This window comes from Treponema sp. OMZ 799 (assembly GCF_024181365.1).
Lineage (GTDB): Bacteria > Spirochaetota > Spirochaetia > Treponematales > Treponemataceae > Treponema_B.
Genome location: NZ_CP051301.1, coordinates 2,669,710 through 2,687,866 on the forward strand (window position 1 = coordinate 2,669,710; position 18,157 = coordinate 2,687,866).

At 36.5% G+C, this 18,157-nt stretch carries 23 protein-coding genes; 4 read left to right on the forward strand and 19 right to left on the reverse strand.

The features are described from left to right. Positions 1 to 78 precede the first annotated feature (78 nt). From E4O04_RS12290 to E4O04_RS12305, 4 genes are all read left to right on the forward strand, one after another. Entirely contained in the window at positions 79 to 1,029 is a 951-nt protein-coding gene (locus E4O04_RS12290; RefSeq protein WP_253708329.1) for a leucine-rich repeat domain-containing protein, read from the forward strand. Positions 1,030 to 1,096: 67 nt separating this feature from the next. Further along, positions 1,097 to 1,630: a hypothetical protein gene (locus tag E4O04_RS12295; protein ID WP_253708331.1), complete on the forward strand. Its 534-nt coding sequence runs from the start codon at positions 1,097 to 1,099 to the stop codon at positions 1,628 to 1,630. A gap of 162 nt (positions 1,631 to 1,792) precedes the next feature. Then, positions 1,793 to 2,146, forward strand: a complete 354-nt coding sequence (locus tag E4O04_RS12300) for a hypothetical protein (protein WP_253708332.1) — start codon at positions 1,793 to 1,795, stop codon at positions 2,144 to 2,146. Between the two features lie 24 nt (positions 2,147 to 2,170). Next, on the forward strand, positions 2,171 to 2,398 hold the full coding sequence (locus E4O04_RS12305) for a hypothetical protein (protein WP_253708334.1): 228 nt from the start codon (positions 2,171 to 2,173) through the stop codon (positions 2,396 to 2,398). On the opposite strand, the gene E4O04_RS12310 is transcribed toward E4O04_RS12305, so the two are convergent. The 19 genes from E4O04_RS12310 to E4O04_RS12400 all read right to left on the reverse strand — a co-directional run bounded on the left by E4O04_RS12310 (position 2,399) and on the right by E4O04_RS12400 (position 18,120). Next, entirely contained in the window at positions 2,399 to 2,797 is a 399-nt protein-coding gene (locus E4O04_RS12310; protein WP_253708336.1) for a type II toxin-antitoxin system HicB family antitoxin, read from the reverse strand. It abuts the gene before it with no gap. A 3-nt stretch (positions 2,798 to 2,800) separates the two neighbouring features. Next, complete coding sequence (locus tag E4O04_RS12315) at positions 2,801 to 2,989, reverse strand: type II toxin-antitoxin system HicA family toxin (RefSeq protein WP_002683429.1); 189 nt, start codon at positions 2,987 to 2,989, stop codon at positions 2,801 to 2,803. Between the two features lie 148 nt (positions 2,990 to 3,137). Continuing rightward, on the reverse strand, positions 3,138 to 3,338 hold the full coding sequence (locus E4O04_RS12320; RefSeq protein WP_253708339.1) for a hypothetical protein: 201 nt from the start codon (positions 3,336 to 3,338) through the stop codon (positions 3,138 to 3,140). Next, the gene (locus E4O04_RS12325; protein ID WP_253708341.1) at positions 3,328 to 4,944 is read right to left on the reverse strand and encodes an ATP-binding protein; all 1,617 of its coding nucleotides are present in this window, start codon (positions 4,942 to 4,944) and stop codon (positions 3,328 to 3,330) included. Before E4O04_RS12325 ends, E4O04_RS12320 begins: the two co-directional genes overlap by 11 nt. Positions 4,945 to 4,994: 50 nt before the next feature. Further along, entirely contained in the window at positions 4,995 to 6,557 is a 1,563-nt protein-coding gene (locus E4O04_RS12330; RefSeq protein WP_253708342.1) for a hypothetical protein, read from the reverse strand. Positions 6,558 to 6,690: 133 nt separating this feature from the next. Next, a complete protein-coding gene (locus tag E4O04_RS12335) occupies positions 6,691 to 7,635 on the reverse strand; it encodes a hypothetical protein (protein WP_253708344.1) in 945 nt (314 codons plus the stop codon). 36 nt (positions 7,636 to 7,671) lie between these two features. Then, a complete protein-coding gene (gene rplS, locus E4O04_RS12340) occupies positions 7,672 to 8,031 on the reverse strand; it encodes a 50S ribosomal protein L19 (RefSeq protein WP_253686949.1) in 360 nt (119 codons plus the stop codon). Next, entirely contained in the window at positions 8,024 to 8,755 is a 732-nt protein-coding gene (gene trmD / locus E4O04_RS12345; protein ID WP_253708345.1) for a tRNA (guanosine(37)-N1)-methyltransferase TrmD, read from the reverse strand. Before trmD ends, rplS begins: the two co-directional genes overlap by 8 nt. Then, on the reverse strand, positions 8,752 to 9,291 hold the full coding sequence (rimM, locus tag E4O04_RS12350) for a ribosome maturation factor RimM (RefSeq protein ID WP_253686947.1): 540 nt from the start codon (positions 9,289 to 9,291) through the stop codon (positions 8,752 to 8,754). Before rimM ends, trmD begins: the two co-directional genes overlap by 4 nt. Before the next feature lie 2 nt (positions 9,292 to 9,293). After that, the gene (locus E4O04_RS12355; RefSeq protein ID WP_002670215.1) at positions 9,294 to 9,527 is read right to left on the reverse strand and encodes a KH domain-containing protein; all 234 of its coding nucleotides are present in this window, start codon (positions 9,525 to 9,527) and stop codon (positions 9,294 to 9,296) included. A 36-nt stretch (positions 9,528 to 9,563) separates the two neighbouring features. Further along, positions 9,564 to 9,809, reverse strand: coding sequence for a 30S ribosomal protein S16 (gene rpsP, locus E4O04_RS12360; protein WP_253708346.1), 246 nt, complete (start codon positions 9,807 to 9,809; stop codon positions 9,564 to 9,566). A 122-nt stretch (positions 9,810 to 9,931) separates the two neighbouring features. Next, entirely contained in the window at positions 9,932 to 11,002 is a 1,071-nt protein-coding gene (cobT, locus tag E4O04_RS12365) for a nicotinate-nucleotide--dimethylbenzimidazole phosphoribosyltransferase (protein WP_253708347.1), read from the reverse strand. A 230-nt stretch (positions 11,003 to 11,232) separates the two neighbouring features. Then, positions 11,233 to 13,065: an ABC transporter ATP-binding protein/permease gene (locus E4O04_RS12370; RefSeq protein WP_253708348.1), complete on the reverse strand. Its 1,833-nt coding sequence runs from the start codon at positions 13,063 to 13,065 to the stop codon at positions 11,233 to 11,235. 14 nt (positions 13,066 to 13,079) lie between these two features. Further along, positions 13,080 to 15,197, reverse strand: coding sequence for an ATP-binding cassette domain-containing protein (locus tag E4O04_RS12375; RefSeq protein WP_253708349.1), 2,118 nt, complete (start codon positions 15,195 to 15,197; stop codon positions 13,080 to 13,082). Positions 15,198 to 15,255: 58 nt separating this feature from the next. Then, a complete protein-coding gene (locus tag E4O04_RS12380) occupies positions 15,256 to 15,846 on the reverse strand; it encodes a hypothetical protein (RefSeq protein ID WP_253686940.1) in 591 nt (196 codons plus the stop codon). Continuing rightward, positions 15,830 to 16,000, reverse strand: a complete 171-nt coding sequence (locus tag E4O04_RS12385) for a hypothetical protein (protein ID WP_253686939.1) — start codon at positions 15,998 to 16,000, stop codon at positions 15,830 to 15,832. The genes E4O04_RS12380 and E4O04_RS12385 overlap by 17 nt, the downstream gene beginning before the upstream one ends. Positions 16,001 to 16,091: 91 nt before the next feature. Next, complete coding sequence (locus E4O04_RS12390; RefSeq protein ID WP_253708351.1) at positions 16,092 to 16,793, reverse strand: pseudouridine synthase; 702 nt, start codon at positions 16,791 to 16,793, stop codon at positions 16,092 to 16,094. Between the two features lie 15 nt (positions 16,794 to 16,808). After that, entirely contained in the window at positions 16,809 to 17,360 is a 552-nt protein-coding gene (scpB, locus tag E4O04_RS12395; RefSeq protein WP_253686937.1) for an SMC-Scp complex subunit ScpB, read from the reverse strand. Further along, positions 17,344 to 18,120, reverse strand: coding sequence for a segregation and condensation protein A (locus E4O04_RS12400; RefSeq protein WP_253686936.1), 777 nt, complete (start codon positions 18,118 to 18,120; stop codon positions 17,344 to 17,346). Before E4O04_RS12400 ends, scpB begins: the two co-directional genes overlap by 17 nt. Between the last annotated feature and the right edge of the window lie 37 nt (positions 18,121 to 18,157).

Genomic DNA, 18,157 nt, shown 5'->3' on the forward strand with positions numbered 1-18,157 from the left:
AAACTCACAAAAAATTACATTATGCCTTGTTTAAATAAATTTAATTTCGCAGTTCAAAAACTGCAAAAGGAGTTTTAGATGAAACAGAAAAGATTCGTTTCGCGTGTTGTATCTCTCATTTTTTTAATGAGTGTATTAAGCATGGGCAATTTGTTTGCTCAAAAAGCCCCTAAAGAAAGCCCTGCATCCGATTTTAAGTACGACTTAAATAAAGCCGGGGACGGAGTCATAATTTTAGGTTATCGTGGAAAAGGAGGAGATGTTGTAATTCCATCAGAAATTGAGGGCTTACCAGTTCTGGAATTTTCAGCAAATAGCTATGATGGTTTTGCAAATGCTCCAATAACATTTATAGTTTTTCCTGATTCAATAACAATAATTTATGCGGATAAAACTTTTGTTACTAAATCTTTAGGAGGAACCGAGTATAGCTTTGATGAGAATAAGACTTTAAAAAAAGTTGTATTTCCCAAAAAACTAAAAAAAATTCCTGACAGCATGTTTTATCAATGTATTAATTTAAGTGATATAATGTGGCCTGAAGAGTTAGAAATAATAGGAACAAAAGATAGTGGATTTTTAGGTGCCTTTGAAAAAACTGGAGTTAAAGAAATTAAATTCCCTCAAACACTGAAAGAAATAGGGGTTAATTCTTTTTCAGATTGCTGTAAACTTACATCTGTAACATTCCAAGACAATATTGAAATAATTCATAGTAGTGCATTTATGAATACTTCTATAAAAACATTTATCTTACCTGACTCTTTAAAAGAAATAGGGTATGCAGCTTTCAAAAATTGTAAAGAGTTGGAAAGTATAACAATTGGTAATGGTATTGAATTTATAGATGATTATGCTTTTGCAGATTGCAAAAAATTAACTACAGTAAATATACCAGAAAAAAGTATTAGTTATACTAAAAAGCCATGGCTAAGAATGCAAACTTATGACAATTTTTCAGGATGTGATAAACTTGGTCTAAAAGAACGAAAAAAAATAAAAGATACAGGGTACAAAGGAAAATTTTAAATAAACCCTGTGTATCAGATATAAACAAATAACATAGGCTAAATGATGCCGAAAGGAGAATAACACTATGAAAAAATCCAAATGCAAAAAATGCGGTGCAACTTTTTATTATGATGATATGACACCGACAGAAGGATTAAAAGATTTTGCAAAAGACGTAATACCAGGTGCAGGGTTTATTTTTAGAGGTCCTAAGATTTGCCCTGACTGTAAAAGATTAGAAGAGACTAATAATTCAGGAAAGTCTAAAAGTCGTTCAGGAGGAGGATTATTAAATATATCAAACAGCGAATCTCCAGAAAAAATAGCTGAACTTGAAAAGCAGCGAGCCAAACGTGAAGATGCTGTAAAAAGTGACAACGAACGTCAAGATATTTCTAATTTAAATATTGAGGGGAATTCAGATGAAATACAATCTACCTTAAATAACCTTGTAAGTAGAGCGGCAGGACTGAAAGGAGGATTATTTGGAAATGCTCAGGATAAGCAAACTCTCAAAGTTATAAAAGAAAAACTGGAATTTGGTATTATGAAACTTAGATCTATGGGCAATAATAATGAAGCAGATTATTTTCAAAGTAAATTAGATAAAATAAAGTAAGTAAAATGCGTATTTATGTATTCCACACATTATACTTACTAAGTTTTGGTGTGTGGAATATAAATATATAACAAATCTACCTGAGATTTTAAAGCTAGTATCTCTTGTTCCTCCGCCCCTGCCTAAAACATAATATTTAACAATTTTATAGGAGAAAAATTTATGGATAAAATAAAAATTAATATTGTACAAACAATCCTTGCTATTGGTATAAATGTAATTATAGGCTTTGCGTTTTATAACTATGCTCATACGGAATACAAACTTATTTTCGGAATAGCAACAGGAATTTTATTGACTATTATTTCATTTTTAATGATGGGTATCAGTCATCCGAATGCTAAAACAAACCTAAATACAAAAACTGTATCGGGTATATTTTACGTAATTATACTGGTAACAAATTTAATTTTTATGTTTATAAATTTTAAATTACCGATTTTTATTATAATAAACGGGATTATATTCTTGACTTATATGAGCATTTATTCAGCGATACAAAAATCCCGTCAATAAAGAAGGCTTCAAAATAAATGCAGTATGCAAAAAACTCTCTTTATTCACGAACTTAATTCGGATAAAAATTCGAGTACGGGGCAAGTAGTAAAAATGCTATTGGAAAAGCACGGAATTGAACTTATTGTTCCGTCACTCGATATACTAAACCCCGAAAAAACTTTACAGGAAGTTAATTCTTTGATAAGGGAGCAGAATGTTTCTTTGATTATAGGGCATTCGAGGAAAATTATTATTGTAAGCCCAAGCTGATTACATTTTCTGCTGCACCCCAACCTTCAATTTTGCTTTGAGGGCATTTTGTAATTCCTGCGAAAAATTAAGATTGGCAGTTTCGGCAGCTTCTGCAAGCCATTCGGGAATTGTTACATTCTTTCTAAGAGATTTATCTTTCTTTAGATATTTCCTGTCCGTTTTGATGAGTGTAATAAATTCCGCTTCTTTAGGTTTTTTAATATTATAGACCTCTGACGGTATAGGGAGTTTTTCATTATCTTTTAGCATTAAATGTATGCGTCCGGTTAAAGCCTCTTCTGCCATAACAAAAGCTTCTTGCAGTGTATCACCGCAAGTAGCCAATTCAAAATCATAAAAAGCTACGGAATACCCGCCTGTTTCGTCTTTATAAAATATTGCCGGATATAAATACATTTTCTACTCCTTTAAGCCTGCTTGCTTTAAAATACTGTTTATAACTAACTTCGATAAATCTTTGTTACCATGAAATGGAATTGTAACCTTGCCTTTTTTAGTCTTGTGTAAATAGTGATAATGAGACCCTACTGTTGAATCTAAATACCAGCCGTCTTTTTTTATTATTTTTTCCATTTCTTTGAATGTCATAATTTATTATACACATTTATACGTATTCCGTCAAGATTATTTTTCCCCCAAAATTCCCAAATTCAAATCTTACAAATATAAGTTTTAAGGCTTTTTTTGGATGTACAAAGGCAAAGATAAAATTACCTGCTTCGATAGAAAAAATAGCCTATGATGCTTTTAACTGTAAAAGATCGTGGTGTAAAAAGATAATAGTTCCTACCAAAGATGTATATGAAAAGGTCGCTGCATTAAAGTATCCTTTGGAAAGGATTGTCTGTGAGGGCTTCGTTATCGAAGAAGAATAACAAATTGTATTTTGCTTATCGGGGAAGGGTGTAGAGCGTTTCGGTTTTTCTTTAAATACCACCAGCTTTCCACTCTTTTATCGTTCTTTTCCGTTCGTCAAAGCTCGCTCCGATAAGCATAATCGGTTTTCCGCATGAGGCGTATTTACCCGCATAGTTTTTCTCTTTTATCTGTGCGATTGCTTCATCCGGGCTCCCTTTAGCGCCGAGCTTAAATTCAAAAATATAAACGGCCGTTTCAGTCTGCACAATGCAATCCGCTCTGCCTGCGGAGCAATGCACTTCCGTTTCTACAAATTGTCCCATCAAAGCAAACACTAAATATACGGCAGTTTGATAATTTTGCTCACGCAGCTTTGCATCTTTTTTAGTTAAATTGTCATAAGGAATACCTGAGATAATCGCTTTTATCCGTTCCATAAAATCGTCCACATTGCCCTCTCTGATGGCTTTGGTAAATTCCCAAATGGAAATACCGGTATCGCTCAAACGAAGCCCTGTATATGCAGGTATCAAATTCTCCAAAAAACCGTAGCGGACTTCGTCATTAGGAAAACCTAAACGGTATAATCGGGCTTCTGCAATGTATTCTTTTATCGTTAAATATCCTGCCTGAAACAAAATCGGTAGAGGTTCTTTTGCGGCAGCCCGATATGTTTCAAGACCACTTTCATTTAACTCAACTTTGCCGTCCAAATCGGGAATATTGTAATGGGCTTCTTTTAAGTAGTCCACCAAAAAGGTCGGCGTGCCGGTGGCAAACCAGTAATTGCCCGGTTCTTTTTTTGCAAACGCATTGATAAGGCTAAACGGGTTATACACATTTTCACTATCAGGGTGAAAAAGATAGCCGTCATATTTTGCTTTTAATTTTGCGAGCATTGCCTCATGCGTACACGAAAACTTTTCCTCTAATGTTTTTATTTCAGGGGCAAAATTATGTTCCAACTCCGCTTGAGTAATACCGCAGACGGCACCGTAATCTTCTTCCATGCTGATATCACGCAAATTGTTTAAGTCGCTGAAAATACTGATTTTGCTGAACTTGGTAACACCCGTTAAAAATGCAAAGCGGATATATTGGTCTGAACTCTTTAAGACGGAATAAAAGACTTTCAGTGCATTGCGGTATTCTTCATTTAAGGCTTCATCTTTTCCCATAGTTTGAAGAAGCGGTTTATCGTATTCGTCAACAAGCACCACTACCTGTTTTCCTGTTTTTTCATAAGCGGTTTTTAATGCAATTTCAAACCTTGAAGCAAATGAATTTTTTTCCGCATCTTTTATTCCGTATTCATTTTCAATATTTTGTAAAAACAAGTGAAGCCGCTCTTCAAATGCAGTTTTATCGGTGTACTTTCCGACATTAAAATCAAGATAGAAAACGGGATACTCAATCCAGCTTTCGGTATTTGATGCCGCAGCCCGCTCTTCTTCGGCTTTTTCTATATATAAACCCTTAAACAATTCTTTTTGCCCTAAGAAGTACGCCTTGAGAGTAGAAAGAAATAAGCTCTTCCCGAAGCGGCGGGGACGGCTTAGAAAATAAGGCGATGATGTTTGCACCAACTCATTCAAATACCGGGTTTTATCAACATAAAAATAGTTATCGTTCCGCAGTTTTTCAAAACTTTGAACGCCGATGGGCATCTTCCGTAAAAAATCCATATTTTAACCTCCGCTTTCCATAATCTTCCGCTGTTTCCTATAGTTTCTCTTTAAAACTTAAGTCCCTTAATCCAATCTGCTATAATCGGTTCCAGAGTCTTTACATCGAAGCCTAATTTTAATACTTGGACCCTCTCATCTGAGATGCCCCAGTTTTGGTAAGGGTTGTCGTAGTTTTCATCAAAGAAATCGTAGATAAAATTCTCGGCATCGTTTTGCTCGTTACCGAACATCGAAATCTTTTGAACAGCGGACCTTTCAAGCACCTTTCGAATTGAAGGTCTTATGCCTTCAAAAAAGAGGCCTTTGTGAATTTGATATTTATCGCCTCTCATAGTCTTAATCATTTCGGATATGGAGCCTGAAGGATTCGTCTCAAGTTTAGGCCTTTCAAAATAAGAGCTCAAAATCGGATCTTCTTTTTTAGCTTCTGTAAGATTTTCTTTTTTGATTTCGGATTTTTTAACTTCCTCTGCTTTTTTATACTGAACTGTTTCTTTGTTTTGTGCAATATTATCTTTTTGCCCGGCAGCTTCCGAATTTTTTGAAACTTTTTTCAGGCTTTTCTTTTCAGCCTTTTTATTGGGAGTCTTTTTTTCTTTTTTCGGTTTTGCCTTCTCTTTTAAAGGAGCTTCCTTATCAGGAGCCGTATCGGAAAGTTCTGCTTCTTTTTTTACAGGTTCTATCGAAAGTTTTACTCTAGCCCACTCTCTTTGAAGATAAAGGTCTCCGCTTATGCTGTAGTAGTAACCGTTTACAAGGTTCAATAAAACGGCCTGCAAAATTTCTTCATCCTTCCAGCTTCTAAACCTTCCGATTTTTACGGCTTGAAAAATATTAAAATTATTGGTCTTATATTTTCGGCTGTATAATAGAACGATATTTTCAAAGCCTCCGTCAGCATAAACCGGCCAATACTTTAAGGTGTAGGCAATGACCTGATCTTCAACCCGTTTAATATCGGGAGAAATAATTATCGCATCTATTTGTTCTTTTGTAAAAACAATTTTTGAAAAGTCAAAGGTCTTAGGAGGCTTGTATGCAGCCCGTTCTCTTTTTTGACGTGACAAAATTTCAGCCTGTTCATCACGATAAGCCTTTACCGATGAAAGGGTATCGGTAACATAGAGGCGGATAAGCTCTGCCGATTTTTTCATAGCTGCCTGTTTAAAACCTATGATGTCCGCATATCGCGCATATTTTTCGGTAAACGAAATCGAAGCAAACCTGTCGGAAGAAACGGCCGAAACTATTTTTTCACACTCCTGCACAACATTGTAAACATCATTTGTATCAAGATTGGCCGTTCTTTCGGTAATAAACCCTATTACCTGCTTAATCTGCATGATGGTTTTTTGAGCAAGCTGAATTAAATTTGCAGTCAGCAATTCCTGAAACCTATGCGATCTCTGCCTATATGAAGACATCAGTTCATAGCGCATAGAATCATCGGGGTATTTGCGCTTTAGTTTTCCGTTATATAATAAAAGGGCTTCATTTAAATGCCCTGTCTTTCTAAGTTCAAAATATCTTTCAATATCAAGATCATCCGAAAGACTCACTTGCGGATATTCTTGTTTTAAGACTTGTTTTTCAAGTTCTGTTATTTCCATAAAAAGCCGCCGGTTTTAGGCAAAAATTATACCGTAATAATATAGTAAAAAAGGAAAAAAAACAAGAGCAAAGTCTGATTTTAAGCAGGCAAGAATTGAAGCTTGTACACCAGAGCAATTTCTTATCAAAATATCACACCCTTAAATCTACTGACGGAGGCGGATCGAATTTTGGCGGCTCTCCGTACCGGACAAAAACGGAGGCGGCTTCCGAATCGAAAAAACCTGACTCCTTTAAACAAAAAGTAAAAAGCTTTTCCAAATCCTCTTTTTCTTTTTTAGAAAGCTCAGCATCTTCACGCATAAATGTAAACTCTTTATCATGCAAAGAAAAGATCCAAGACTCATCCGCTCCGGACGGTTCTTTTTTAAAATTGCACCTAAGTACCAGAGACTTAAGTTCTTTTAAGCCTATATCCAGCAAGAGGGCTAAGGAGCCTGCTGCCTTGGAAGAATCGAATTCTCTTTCAAAGGGAAGGATAATCCAATGGAGCCCTTCGCCTTTTAAATGGTTTATCATCTCCAAGACCTCATCGTCATTTTTATCTCTGCCGCCGCCGAAAATAGCTGCATAGATTTGCGAAAAAAGCTCATCGGAAAGTTCAAGTCCCTTGCTTTCGATGAGGGAGGCGGCAAAGGCTCCTCTTTCTTTTTCTTTTAAACTTGATTTAGCTGCTTTTTTTTGCAAAAAGTTAAAAATACGGTTTATCGATTTTTCGTCGAGACGAGTTTCAGTTGCGGTAAAAAAGGCGATAATATTTGAGATTAATTCGTTTTGAGGGAGACCCAGTTTAGAAAAGATGTCCTTTGAAGAAGAGGTCTCGCTTCCTTTTTCGGGGAGGAGGAAAACTCTGTCAGAGTCAATGATGACCCGCATTTTAAGGCTGTCGCCTTCTTTGAGAGCACCTGAAACATTCCCCTCAAAAATATGGCCGTTAAAAAAAATACGGGCTGCTCCATCCGTCTTTAAGCTTAAAATTTTGGCATTTACAATGTCGCCGTTTTTTAAGCTCATCGAAGCTGAGTCAGCCCGTCTTGAAGCGGTAAAAAAAAGTTTTGTACCGTCCGTATAAATCACGAAGTCTTTCGCTGATTTAAAATTTTAAACTCAAAACTATGAGTTCTTTTTGGTGATAAGGGTTTTAATCTTAGCGGCCTTACCTACCTTCTCTCTGATATAGTAAAGCTTGGCTCGGCGTACCTTTCCGGGGCGTACCACTTCAACCTTGGCAATTCGAGGTGAATGAAGGGGGAAAACGCGCTCAACGCCTACACCATAAGAATTTTTTCGTACAGTGAATGTTCTTCCGATTCCGGAATTTTTAAAACAGATTACCAAGCCTTCATAAACCTGAATTCGCTCGGTCTTTCCTTCAACGATTTTAAAGTGAACTTTAACCGTATCTCCTACGCGGAAAACGGGAGGGTTTTCAGCCTTTTGCTGAGCTTCAATTTTCATAATAAGATCACTCATTTTCAAACTCCTTAAATATTTTTTCTGCTTCCTTTGTCCACATTCCGCAATTTCTTGCTTTTTCGATAAGTTCGGGCCGGTTTTTAAGCGTCTTTTCGATACGCTTTTTCAGCCTCCACTTATGAATGTTTAGGTGGTGTCCTGAAAGGAGCACTTCGGGAACCTCTCTTCCCTTAAAATTCCTTGGCCTTGTATATTGCGGATACTCAAGCAAAAATCCCGAAAAACTTTCCTCTTCAAGCGACTCACCGGAGATAACTCCGTCTATCAGGCGGTAAACCGCATCGATTATCACCAGGGCAGCAAGCTCGCCTGAGGACATAACGTAGTCGCCGACCGAGATTTCATCATCGACATATTCGTCGATAATTCTCTGATCGATGCCTTCGTATCTTCCGCAGACAAAGACGAGCTCTTCTTCTAAAGAAAGCTCTTTTGCAAGCTCTTGGTTAAAGGGCTTCCCGGAAGGAGTAACATAGATTACTCTTTTAGAAGAAGCATTAACCGAATCCAATGCGAGGCTTAAGGGTTCCGGTAAGAGCAACATTCCGGCTCCCCCGCCGTAAACGATATCATCGCATGAGCGGTGCTTGTCAAAGGCAAAGTCTCTGATGTTCACCAAGTTGCAGCTAATAATTCCCTTTTCTACAGCCTTAGCCATAATCGAAGTTTTAAAAAAAGCTTCGGGTATTTCGGGGAATAAGGTCAGCACATCGAATCTCATTCAAGAATCCAGCGGTGCATGAGCTCCACGGTTTTAGCCTTTAAATCGATTTTTCCGATAAATTCCTTGTTAAAGGGAACATAAAAGCTCGATTCCGCAGCAGCCTCGGAGGTTTTGCCGGCTATTTCTAAGAGGTAACCGCCTCCGCCTTCTGCTACACTTGTTATTTTTCCAACAAGAGTTCCTTCGCATACAAGATCACAATTACAAAGATCATGGACATAAACTTCACCCTCCTCAAGGGGGGCGGCCTTGTCCCTAGGAATAAACAATTCCGAACCCGTCAAGCTCTTGGCGGCTTCGGGGCTGTCTATCCCCTTAAATTTTATGAGAGCATCGGCCTTTCTCAAATTAACTTCTTCAATTTCAAACCAGCCATCTTTATACTTTTGCTCTCTTAATTTTTCCTGCGGGATACTTAAAAAAACTCTGTCAAATCCTAAAAAATGCTCATATTCCCCGGAAAAACTTTCAACTTTTACAAATCCTTCGACCCCGAAGGTGCCACGGATTCGTCCTGTTGCCAGCAAATCCATTATTAGTCTACAATTTCAAGCGAATAACGCTTTCCCGACTTTCCTGCACTTGCGCTCAGCAAGGTTCTGATCGACTTTGCGATTCTTCCCTGCTTTCCGATTACCTTGCCGATGTCGCCGGAGGCTACCTTAAGCTCTATGACAGTACCCTTTTCGTTTTCGCTTTCCGATACCGTTACGGCGGAAGGATCGTCAACAAGGGATTTGGCAATGTATTCTATTAAATCTTTTTGCATTTTGTTTTCCTTTTCACCTGTCAAGTGATTTTACACTTATAGAGTGAATTTTTTTTTGTTAAGTAAGCGTCTAACCGTGTCGGTGGGCTGTGCGCCTTTTCCCAACCAGTTTCTAACCTTATCGGCATCAAAAGAAATCTGATTTTCTGCCGTTTCGATCGGATGATAAATGCCGACTTCATCGATGGTTTTGCCGTTTCTGGGCTCTCTGGCATCCTGAACAACAATTCGATAATAAGGGCGTTTTTTAGTTCCGAGTCTTTTAAGTCTGATCTTTACCACGTAAACCTCCCGGGATTAACCCAAAATTTCAATATAAACCCCGTATTTTAATGAAAACAGGGGTAAGAACGCATAATACTATAAAGAAAAGAATTAGTCAATAGGGAATTCCGCGGATTATGCTACTTCCTGATATCCACCAAATCGGCCCCGTCTATCATGGTTTCGGTAAATTTTCCCATATTTTGCATTGTGAAAATAGCCCCTTCAAGCATCTTAAATATAAGGGGACAGCCGCTTCCCTCGCCCAGCCTCATTTTCATACCGAGAACGGGCTCAAGACCAAGCTCTGCCGTGCATATCTTAGCCCCTTTTTCTTCCGACTTATGAGAAGCAAAAAGGTAATCCCTTACAAGAGGATTTAAGTTTACGGCGCAGAGGGCTGCAAGGCCGGAAATATAACCGTCGATTACGGCAGGAAGTCCGCGGGCAGCAAGGCCTATGTAGCAGCCGCACATTGCAGCGATATCGAAGCCTCCGACCTTAGAAATACAGTCTACTGCATCCCCTTTTTTGGGAGCATTTATTTCGATTGCCTTTTTTACTGTCTTAATCTTAAGCTCATACATAGCCTGTGTTGTAGAAGCACCGCGCCCTACAGTCAGCTCAGGATCTGCCCCGCAAAGACCTGCAAGCACGGCGGCCGTTGTGGTGGTATTGCAAATTCCGAGTTCTCCTATTCCGGCAATATCGAAGCCCTCATCTGCTATTTTAAAGGCCGCCTCTATTCCGGTTTCAATCATGCGGATGCAGTCTTCGCGGCTCATCGCAGGGCATTGAGCTATATTTGCGGTACCGCATTTTATCTTTTTGTTGATGACATCTTTCCGTTCACTCGTTTTTATCATCCCGACATCGTAAACCCTGATGCTGCTTCCTGCCCATTTAGAAATTGCTCCTAAGCCCGTCTTTCCGGTGTGCATAATCTCGGCAAGCAAGAAGGTGGTAATCTGGGGCTGGGAGGTAATTTTCTCCGCATAGACTCCGTTATCGGCACAAAAAACAGCCGTTATTTTTTTATCGATTTTTAGGTTGTCAAGCCCCTTGATTTTCGCAAGCCTGACCGTCATCTCTTCAAGCTCTCCCAAAGAGCCCGGCGGATGAGCAAGGCTGTCCCAAAAAAGCTTAGCCTTCTTCCCCTCTTCTTCCGAAACGGGTTTAATCGAATTCAGCGTGTTTTCTAAAATATTCATAAAAGTACCTCTAAATAAGTTTTTAAGCCGATTTAATTTTTATTGACAAAAATGAGTAATTATACAACTCTACTTATAAAAGAATCTTAAACCGATTTTGCATAAGAATACATTCTTATCGTTTCAAATTCCTTAAAATGTTTATTTTCTTCTTATAGGTACATATACTAACGCAAAACGGAAGTATTTGTCAAGATTTTATATAAACAATAATTTTCAAAAACACAGTCTTACCCCAGCCTATAATAAACAACTGTCAAAATTATTACGGCAAAGGTTGCAGAAACCAAGCTTGTATAAAATATTTCTAAAGAGAAGATTTTTACGATTTCTTTTTTGGTGTAGGCCAAAGAGCGGTAAATCCGGATCTCGTTTTTTCTTTCTAAGACAGTAGTGTAAAAAATAGAAATTAAGGACAAGATTGAAACTGAGCATATCAGTATAAGTAAAATTCTTGAGAAGTCAAAAAAAGAAGCTATCTTGTTATAAGCTATACTTACTCGTTTTTGATGTACTTCATTCACTCTTATTTTTTTATTTTCTTTAAAGGCATTTAAAAGTTCAGTATGCTTTTCTGCGCTTAGATCTGTTTTATATAGTTTAAGGCCGTGTTTGTATAAACCGCCTTTTTTTATTTCAAAAAGATTTGTAAAGCCGTTTATAAAATAAACCGTGTGAGCTTTTTCGTTTACTTTTGTACTGTCGATAAGACCTGTTATTTTAATCTTAGGCAAACGGTATTCTGCCACAAAGAAAAAAGCATTTTCAACCAGACTAAAAACATACTTATCATCAAGCTTGCCTGTATTAAATTGATCTTCCAATCTTTCCCCGCCGATTTTAAGCTCTTTAAGCAAGGCTATTGCACCCGATGAACTCATAAGAACTTCGTCAGCTTTTTTGGGGAAACGTCCGGCAGTTATTATTTTCTTAAAGTAATCGTTAGAGCTTATATCTTCCAGATTTGTATATGAAAGAACAGGCTTTCCAGCTTGAAGACCTTCAATATAATTTGAACCTGCAATTTTTATTCTTGTATTATATGTATAGGAACAATGTTCAATATTGGGAAGCTCTTTGTATTGCATATTTAATTTTTCGACAAGAGTTTCATCACTTAGCTTTTCTTTTACAACATCCAAAACACTTGTTTTGATACCTTCTTGAAGATAGATATCATGCATATAGTTCTTAAAATAATCTGATTCCATAAAAATTGAAAACAATATAGAAAGAAAAATAAGGCCTATGATTATTATGTTCCTGATACTAGCCTTCGCCCGCCCTTTTAAATTTTTCAAAGGTAAGTATCGTGTATTTTTCTTATACGAGTTATTTTTTTTCGGCACACTCAATTTGCTTTTAATTGAATTTCCTGATTCTGCGTTTATATCCTTAGTTATATTTTCATCCTTTAGAATTTGTCCATCTATTAAACTTATAATTCTGTCGCTGTACTCATAAGCGAGTTCTTTATCATGTGTTACGAAGATCACGAGCTTTTCTTTTGAGATATCTTTTAGAATATCCATTATATGGTGTGCATTTTTTTTATCCAAACTTGAAGTCGCTTCATCGGCCAAAATAATATCAACCTCTTTTGCAAGCATTCGGGCAATTGCAAGTCTTTGTCTTTGTCCGCCCGATAATTGTGTAGGTTTCTTTTTTGTAAACTCTCCTATGTTTAAACTTTTTAATATAGAAACGGAATGTTCTTTCCGTTCTTTTATACTACCGGTAATACTGTCAGTCATACCTGCAATAATATTATCTTCACTTGATAAATGGTTTATTAAATTAAAGTCTTGAAACACAAAGGCTATTTTATTTTTTCTGAACTCGTTATAGTCTTCAATTTTTTTATTATTATAAAAAATCTCTCCGGAATCAAAACTACATAAACCGCCGATTATATTTAAAATTGTAGACTTTCCGCCGCCGCTTCTGCCTAAGATACTTACCAAGCCCTTATCGCCGAAAACAATGTTTAAATCTTTAAGAACCCTTTGCTCCAAACCGGCTCTAATCTTATATGACTTATTTATATTTTTTAATTCAAGCATAGTTCCTCCAAACTTTACCTTATAAGTTCATCGATATTAGTTTTTTTAAGCTCAGAGCTTATCGAAATTATAATTATCAAAATGATTATAAGAAAAGCCGCAGAGAGCGAAAAAACATCAAAGTTAAAAAGGCTCTTTAAATTTACTATTCTGCTGCAATCCAATAAGTTAATAAAATACTCGCCCAAAAATAAGCTGATTATCATAAAAAAGAAAACCGATGCAAGGCAGACAAAAAAAGAAATAATTAATCCTTCTTTGATAAACATCTTTTTTAATTCCTTTGTTGTATAACCCAATGAGCGGTAAATGCCGATATCCTTACGTTTAGCCGTAATTAAATTTTTTAAGCCGTTATATGCCGAAAGCACGGCAATAACACCGAGAATAATTAATGTAAAGATTATACTTAATTTATAACCGTAAATATCATCAAGATATGATTTTCTTTCCAGCGAAATATTATCGCTTCCCTTAAAAATGGACTTAAACAAAAGGTAATTAGTGTGCACCTTTTTTCTGGTATCTAAATTTTCATCTATAAATATATCGAAATATGTAAATTTATAAGCAGCTTCAGAAAGATAAATCTTACTTAGATATTTAGTAAATTCTTCTTCCAAAAAATAAATATTTTCATTTACATAGATCGAATCGGAGATTCCTTCTTCCCCTAAATAAAAAGGATAATTTAAATTAATTCCGATATTACGCATAAAGGCGACAAAACCGGACACATCCATATCTTCATTAAATTTTTTCATTTCAAAAAAAAGACCTTCATCAAAATCAGAGATGTATCTTAAGTCATCGATTATACCTACAATCTTTAAATCTTCATCGTAAAAGTCGGAGTCCTTTGGAATCTTCCCTGCAAATTTGCAAACGGTTTTATACGAAATAGGAAGTTCTTTTAAGCGGTTAAATAAATCGCCGGCGGAAATATTTTTAATATCAATAAGATTATCAAAAGTATAAAGCAGTTTAAGTGCATAATATTTGCTGAATAAAATCTCTTTAGGATTTTCAGGAAAGCGTCCTGCAATTATATCTTCCGAAAAGCTCGCCTTATTTTTTTCCTGCATCATATTTATAAAAACGGGTAATTTTTCTTTTTCGACCCTTATACTTGAAGGCAAGCCTAGAGTTAAACCGTAAATTTTTTCTTTAAATTTTCCGTTATAGTCTTCAATGTTTTGAAGCAAGGCGTTTAAACTCATACCAGCACTGCTTAAAGTAATTTTATCGGCCTTGTACTTACCGTAAAGATATTGATCTATTCCATAACTTACAGCCTTAAATGAGCCGATCGAAAATATAAATATTCCTAAAATAATAACTAAAAGTTGTAGCGAATTAAAAAGCTTTAATTTTTCGGATAGAATATTTATATAAAACCTGTTTTTAAAACTTGAATCTTCCGGCTTAATTTTACTTTCCGCTCTGTGTTCAATTTGTGAATCGGATTCAGATTGAGTTTTTTCTTTTATAGATTTTAGTTTTTTATTATCGATAGTTAAAATTTCATCGGCGTATATCCTTGCCAATTCTTCATCATGGCTTACAAAGATAATTGTTTTGCCCTTAAAAACTTCTAAAATTAAATCGCAGATTTCAATCTTTGTTGTTTCGTCCAAACTTCCTGTAGGCTCATCACAAAGCAGGATATCGGTATTTCTTGCCAAAGCTCTTGCAATACTCGCCCGCTGTCTTTCGCCCGTAGAAAGCATAGAAGGTTTTTTATAAATATGTTCGGATAGGCCGACTTTTTTAAGTAAGCTAATTGCAAGCTCTTCTTTATTTTCTATACCGTTATGGAGAGCAATTACGATATTTTTTAATAAATTTTGATGCGGAATTAAATTACTGTCTTGAAAAATAAAGCTGATATTTTCCCGCCTAAATTTATCGTAGTCTTGAATAGTTTCACCCTTATACAAAACCTCACCGGAATAGTTTTTGTCTATGCCTGCAATTATATTTAAAAGACTCGATTTTCCGCAGCCTGAGGGCCCCAAAATAAAACTTATTTTTCCCGAAGCAAAATTATGAGAAAGGTCATCCAAAACAATTTGTTTTTCATCTCCGATAGAATAGCTTTTAGTGATTGATTTTAATTTTATATCGTGCATACCTACATTTTAACATGGTATAGTTTGAGGTGTCAAGTTGATTTTTGGGTAATTTTGGTTATAAAACACGATAAAGCTGTACAAGGTCTTTTTTATTTTTTGTTATAATTTCAGTATCTAAAATTTGAAATCCGCTTTTTATATAAAAATTTATTGCCTTTTCTATTTTTTCGCATTCAATAAAAACAATTTTTCCGCTGGTCAAATTTAAAATATTTTTTACTTGCTTTAAAACAATATCCATTAAATCAGAACCATTAATTGATTTTGATTTTTTATTGAAATTTTTACTAAACTGAGCAATAAGAATCGCAGGTATTTTATAAGAATTAGAATCTTTATCATAATATCCAAAACGGCTAATAATTTTTATTTCTGACTTTGATAGAACCTCTTTTTTCAAAGTTAACATCTTTGTAGCTAATGTAAAATATCCTAAAATGTCGCATCCTTTTTTTGAAGAAACCACAAGATAGGTAGATGAGGTATTAAGTTTTGTTGATTGGACTGCTTTTTCTTTCAAGAATTCTTCAACATCTTTATTTGTTGAAGAAAACACATCCGACATAGATTTAAAAAAAATCTCCCCTCCTTCTGTTGCTAATAGATCAAATAATCTAATAATTTCAAAACTATTTTCTTTTTGCATTTATCAGTTCTATTAGGCGTTCTTGAGAAAGTGTTACAATATTGATATCTTTTAACGGCCTTTGGTTCTCTTGTTCTGAAAATAATTTTACAAAATTACCGGCTTCTTTTTTTGTTTTTATAACAAAAGATTTTGCCAAACTTGATGTAGCCATCTCTCACCTCCATACTATTTAATTATACTATATTTGAATAAAAAATTAAAGCCTCTTGGGATTTTATTGTCCGTAAAAATTAAAAGCACACTTAACCCAATAGTCCTTTAATTTCTTCGGGAGTTAGAGGGCGGTGTTTGCCGGGGGGAAGGTCTGATAGGTACACGCAGCCTATTCTGACGCGTGTAAGTTTTTTTATTTTGATATTAAAAAATTTTAAGACGCGGCGGATTTCGCGGTTTTTGCCTTCAATCAAAACTATGCGCATCTTGTTTTTGGCTAGGCGCTCAGCCGAGAGGGCCTTATAAAAAACGCCTTCAATGCGCACACCCCTTAAAAATTTTTGGAGAACCTCGTCGGGGTATTCAAAAACTGTTAAGACCTCATATTCTTTTTCGATTTCGGAAGAAGGGTGCTCAACCCTTGCAGAAAAATCTCCGTCGTTTGTAAAGATGATTGCCCCGCCCGAAAGCATATCCAAGCGGCCGATATTGTAAAGCCTTTCGGTGTAGATATCTTTTAAGAGGGAGGCAGCGATGAGTCTATCCTTCTCATCGGCAAGGGAACAAACATAGCCTTCAGGCTTGTTCAATAGAATATATCTTTTTTCGGCCTCGGGGAAAATTTGTTTTCCGTCAAAGCAGATTTTTTCCGTACCGGAAACCTTTGTGCCGAGCTCCGTTACAATCTTGCCGTCAACACTTACCCTTCCGTTTAGGATGAGGTTTTCCGAGGCTCGGCGCGAAGCGACTCCGCAGCGGGCTAAATAAACTTGAAGTCTTATTTCTTCCATAAAAATTAAAACACCTTATCGGGCAAGCTCGAATCTTTCTCTTTCGGTTTCATCCAGCTTCGGAAGATCAGCAATGCTGTTAAGCCTAAAAACTTTTAAGAACTCCTTTGTGGTGCCGAACATTGAGGGCTTGCCGGGAACATCCTTTTTGCCGACCTCTTTTATAAGGTCCTTTTCGGCAAGGAGGCGGATCATATTATCGGCGGAAACACCGCGGATAGCTTCAATTTCGGCCCTGGTTACCGGCTGGGAATAAGCAATTATCGAAAGGGTTTCCATGGCGGCACGGGAAAGGCGGCCCTCATTTTTTTTACCGTAGCGGTCTTTTAGGTGCTCCCACAATTCTTTTTTGGGCATTATCACCCAGCCGCCCATCATCTTAGCAAGCTCGATTCCGCTTTGAGGCGCAGCATAGGCTTCCTGCAGGGCCTTGATTGCATCGTTTACGATTTCGGGCGAGAGACCTGATATTTTACAAAGAGCCTCATCGGTTAAGGGGTCGCCTTCCAAATAGAGGATGGCCTCAACCAATGAGATTTCCTTTTCCAAATTATAATTCTGAACCATTATCCTGCTCCCACGGGCGTATTTTTATATCGCCGAACATTCTGTTTTGCCAGATACTCGCCATCTTAAATTTTACGGCTTCTAAAATTGCCATAAAAGCACAGACCACATCCATTAAATTGCCCTTACGCACAATCAAATCGGTAAACATACACTCACCCTTTTGATCCAAAAGTTCGTTCATGAGGGTAATCTTTTCGTTTACCGAAACTTCTTCGTAAAGGTCTAGGATGTGTTCGGCATTATAGTTCGACATAAGTTGTGAAAAGGTTTTTAAAAGATCCCAAGTATCGACCCGCTCCCAAAGTTCTTCTTCTCCAAAAGGAAGGGCGTGCTGAATTTTTTTTCTTTCAAAAAACCATTCCGCTTCGCTTTCTTTTTCTTCCATAAGTTCGGAAAGCTTTTTATATTTTTGATACTCGATGAGCTTATCGACCAGCTCTGAACGCGGGTCTTCAATGTCTTCATCATCAACCGAAACCTCAACCGGCAAAAGCATTCTGCTTTTTATATAAATTAAATTTGCGGCCATCGAATAAAAATCGACAAGGTTATCCAAATCGGGTTCAATTGCATAATCCAGATATTCCAGATATTGCTCGGTTATTTCTGCAATCGGAATATCGTAGATATTTACCTCGTTTTTGTTTATCAAAAAAAGCAGAAGGTCTAAGGGGCCTTCAAAATTATGCACCTTAAATTCCGTATTGGAATAGGTTGTTTCATGTGTATCAATCTGACTTAAAGCTTGTGTACTCATAATGCCGCTCCTCTTTTATTGTTCGGCATTTTAAAAA

Coding starts and splice junctions, on each gene's coding strand:
- E4O04_RS12290 (WP_253708329.1), top strand. CDS start 79: ATGAAACAGAAAAGATTCGTTTCGCGTGTTGTATCTCTCATTTTTTTA.
- E4O04_RS12295 (WP_253708331.1), top strand. CDS start 1,097: ATGAAAAAATCCAAATGCAAAAAATGCGGTGCAACTTTTTATTATGAT.
- E4O04_RS12300 (WP_253708332.1), top strand. CDS start 1,793: ATGGATAAAATAAAAATTAATATTGTACAAACAATCCTTGCTATTGGT.
- E4O04_RS12305 (WP_253708334.1), top strand. CDS start 2,171: ATGCAAAAAACTCTCTTTATTCACGAACTTAATTCGGATAAAAATTCG.
- E4O04_RS12310 (WP_253708336.1), bottom strand. CDS start 2,797: ATGTATTTATATCCGGCAATATTTTATAAAGACGAAACAGGCGGGTAT.
- E4O04_RS12315 (WP_002683429.1), bottom strand. CDS start 2,989: ATGACATTCAAAGAAATGGAAAAAATAATAAAAAAAGACGGCTGGTAT.
- E4O04_RS12325 (WP_253708341.1), bottom strand. CDS start 4,944: ATGGATTTTTTACGGAAGATGCCCATCGGCGTTCAAAGTTTTGAAAAA.
- E4O04_RS12330 (WP_253708342.1), bottom strand. CDS start 6,557: ATGGAAATAACAGAACTTGAAAAACAAGTCTTAAAACAAGAATATCCG.
- rplS (WP_253686949.1), bottom strand. CDS start 8,031: ATGAGTGATCTTATTATGAAAATTGAAGCTCAGCAAAAGGCTGAAAAC.
- trmD (WP_253708345.1), bottom strand. CDS start 8,755: ATGAGATTCGATGTGCTGACCTTATTCCCCGAAATACCCGAAGCTTTT.
- rimM (WP_253686947.1), bottom strand. CDS start 9,291: ATGGATTTGCTGGCAACAGGACGAATCCGTGGCACCTTCGGGGTCGAA.
- E4O04_RS12355 (WP_002670215.1), bottom strand. CDS start 9,527: ATGCAAAAAGATTTAATAGAATACATTGCCAAATCCCTTGTTGACGAT.
- cobT (WP_253708347.1), bottom strand. CDS start 11,002: ATGAATATTTTAGAAAACACGCTGAATTCGATTAAACCCGTTTCGGAA.
- E4O04_RS12370 (WP_253708348.1), bottom strand. CDS start 13,065: ATGCTTGAATTAAAAAATATAAATAAGTCATATAAGATTAGAGCCGGT.
- E4O04_RS12375 (WP_253708349.1), bottom strand. CDS start 15,197: ATGCACGATATAAAATTAAAATCAATCACTAAAAGCTATTCTATCGGA.
- E4O04_RS12380 (WP_253686940.1), bottom strand. CDS start 15,846: ATGCAAAAAGAAAATAGTTTTGAAATTATTAGATTATTTGATCTATTA.
- E4O04_RS12385 (WP_253686939.1), bottom strand. CDS start 16,000: ATGGCTACATCAAGTTTGGCAAAATCTTTTGTTATAAAAACAAAAAAA.
- E4O04_RS12390 (WP_253708351.1), bottom strand. CDS start 16,793: ATGGAAGAAATAAGACTTCAAGTTTATTTAGCCCGCTGCGGAGTCGCT.
- scpB (WP_253686937.1), bottom strand. CDS start 17,360: ATGGTTCAGAATTATAATTTGGAAAAGGAAATCTCATTGGTTGAGGCC.
- E4O04_RS12400 (WP_253686936.1), bottom strand. CDS start 18,120: ATGAGTACACAAGCTTTAAGTCAGATTGATACACATGAAACAACCTAT.